The organism is Fulvivirga kasyanovii, from assembly GCF_009711405.1.
Taxonomy (GTDB): domain Bacteria; phylum Bacteroidota; class Bacteroidia; order Cytophagales; family Cyclobacteriaceae; genus Fulvivirga; species Fulvivirga kasyanovii.
In genome coordinates, this window is sequence record NZ_SMLW01000202.1 from 1 (window position 1) to 2,085 (window position 2,085).

The following is a 2,085-nucleotide window of genomic DNA, read 5'->3' on the forward strand; positions in this document are numbered from 1 at the left end:
ATGATGAAATTAATAGAAAAAGGAAAACAAGACCTGGCTGAGCTGGCTGGTTCTTCATTTTCTGATGCCATCATCGAGCAGGAGTTAAGAATTGGAAGCCCTTATCACAATATCAAAGATATTATCAGTGAGCATTCGGTTGACCTGGTAGTAATGGGTACCAAAGGCAGTACAGGGCTTGAGGAGTTTTTGATTGGTTCTAATGCTGAAAAAGTAGTAAGACATGCCAAATGTCCGGTGTTGACCATACACAAGAAAGCTACCAACTTCGATTTTAAAGAGATCGTTTACGCTACTGCACTGGAAGAGGAAGAAGAGCAGTGTGTCAATACAGTTAAAATATTTCAGAAGCTCTATAACTCAACCTTGCACCTGGTACGCATCAATACGCCTAATAACTTCCAGTCTGACCGCTACGCACGCCCTGAGCTGGAAGATTTTGCAAAAAGATGCCATCTGGAGAATTACAAGATCCATATTTTCAATGAAGGATCTGAGGAAGAGGGTATTATTTACTTTGCAGAGAGCATCAATGCTGATATGATTGCTATGGCTACCCATGGCAGAACCGGCCTGGCCCATTTGCTTACCGGAAGCATTGCGGAGGATGTGGTGAACCATGCCAAGCGTCCTGTTTTGACCTATGTGATCGGCAAATAGGTGCTAAGAAAATACAAACAATAAAAAAACCGGACGATCTCCGGTTTTTTTATTTATAGGAAGCAGATAAAGAGTTGCAGTGTGAAGATTTACCTCTGAAATTTGTAAAACTGCACCTATTGCTTGTTCATCATAGTTGGCTGATTTCTACTAAAAGTTTCCCGTCAAAGATGGATTAGAATTATTAGCGTCTTTCGACAATTCAGCTTGATCCGTTTCCGGTTATTCCTGGCGGTCTTCTTCCATTGCCTCTTCATCCTCCATTTCCATAGAGTCTTCTTCCTCTGCAGTGGCATCTACCTCTTCTGAGCTGCCGGCATTTAATTTAATTTCGTCCAGAGCTGCTTTTATGTCCACTACAAAAGCAGAGCTGCTCAGGTCAACATTGTTCAGGATCTCTTCCAGTTTTTTAGCCCTGCTGTCAGGATCTTCTGTTTCCATGGCAGGTTTTGCAAACTTGGCCATGGCTATATCCACGGGCTCATAGGAAATATTGCTTTTCCTCACCCATCCGCTTTCTATCCATTTGCCATTTGTTCTCTTTCCTGTAACCTCTACCCAGTCATCCTGCGCTTGCTTAACCGCAATGATATCCATTTTACTGAATTTCTTGTCCGATTTGGTCAGCAGGTCAGGACGGTTGTAAAGGTCCGATTCGTTAACAAATACGGCAGGTTTAGCTTCAGGTACTACAAACTCATAACGTACCCATCCTTCTTTGCCATCGTTGAGCCTGATCTTGTAGTACATTTTATCATTACTGTCCTTAGCTTCTTCTCCTAAGTAGGTCAGGCTTTCACCCAGGCTCACGGAAGTCAACCATTTGCCGTCCTCAGACGGAGTGGCTCTCACAGAAACTTTGTCCCAGATACCAACGGCTTCAACTTCTTTCGTGGAAGGGACTTCGGCAACCGCCGTTGAATCAGCCTCAGTATCAACAGTGGATGTCTCCTCCTGCTCATTACTTTTAGAGCCACAGGCCATCATTAAAGCTGATAAGGTTAAAATGCTAAGTAAGTTCTTTGTTATCATAATAAAATCCGATTTTGTTTATTCCCGCAATATGAGGAATATAGAAGATTTTTAGAAAAAATATTTGATTTTATTCATTGGAAGGAACTACTATGAATAGATTTAGCTGACGGTCTTTTTTACTTCCAGAGTATCAGGGCATATGGCCAGCAGCTCGGTGTTGGTTTTTTTCAATACAGGGTGTACAAAGTCCGGTGCTATTTCCACCAAAGGGGCCAGTGTAAACCGGCGGTTGGGGATGCCAGGGTGAGGAACAACCAGTTTTTCTGTTTCAATAATGTCATGGGCGTGGTAGAGAATATCAATATCTATTATTCTGGCGCCCCACTTTTCCATTCTTACCCTTCCCAACTGCTGTTCAATTTGGTTGATCCTGGTCAGTATTTTTTCGGC

Annotated in this window: 3 protein-coding genes; 1 reads left to right on the plus strand and 2 read right to left on the minus strand. The window is 42.6% G+C overall.

The features are described 5' to 3' along the window. A partial coding sequence (locus tag E1163_RS00825; RefSeq protein ID WP_155168630.1) for a universal stress protein occupies nt 1-660 on the plus strand: 660 nt, incomplete at its 5' end. A 222-nt stretch (nt 661-882) separates the two neighbouring features. Here the strand turns inward: E1163_RS00825 and E1163_RS00830 are convergent. Together E1163_RS00830 and folK are read right to left on the minus strand one after the other, a co-directional pair. Then, nucleotides 883-1,692 carry an SH3 domain-containing protein gene (locus E1163_RS00830; RefSeq protein ID WP_155168631.1) on the minus strand — a complete coding sequence of 270 codons (810 nt, stop codon included), beginning with the start codon at nt 1,690-1,692 and terminating at the stop codon, nt 883-885. A gap of 102 nt (nt 1,693-1,794) precedes the next feature. Continuing rightward, the coding region (folK, locus tag E1163_RS00835; protein WP_155168632.1) for a 2-amino-4-hydroxy-6-hydroxymethyldihydropteridine diphosphokinase at nt 1,795-2,085 on the minus strand (291 nt) is incomplete at its 5' end.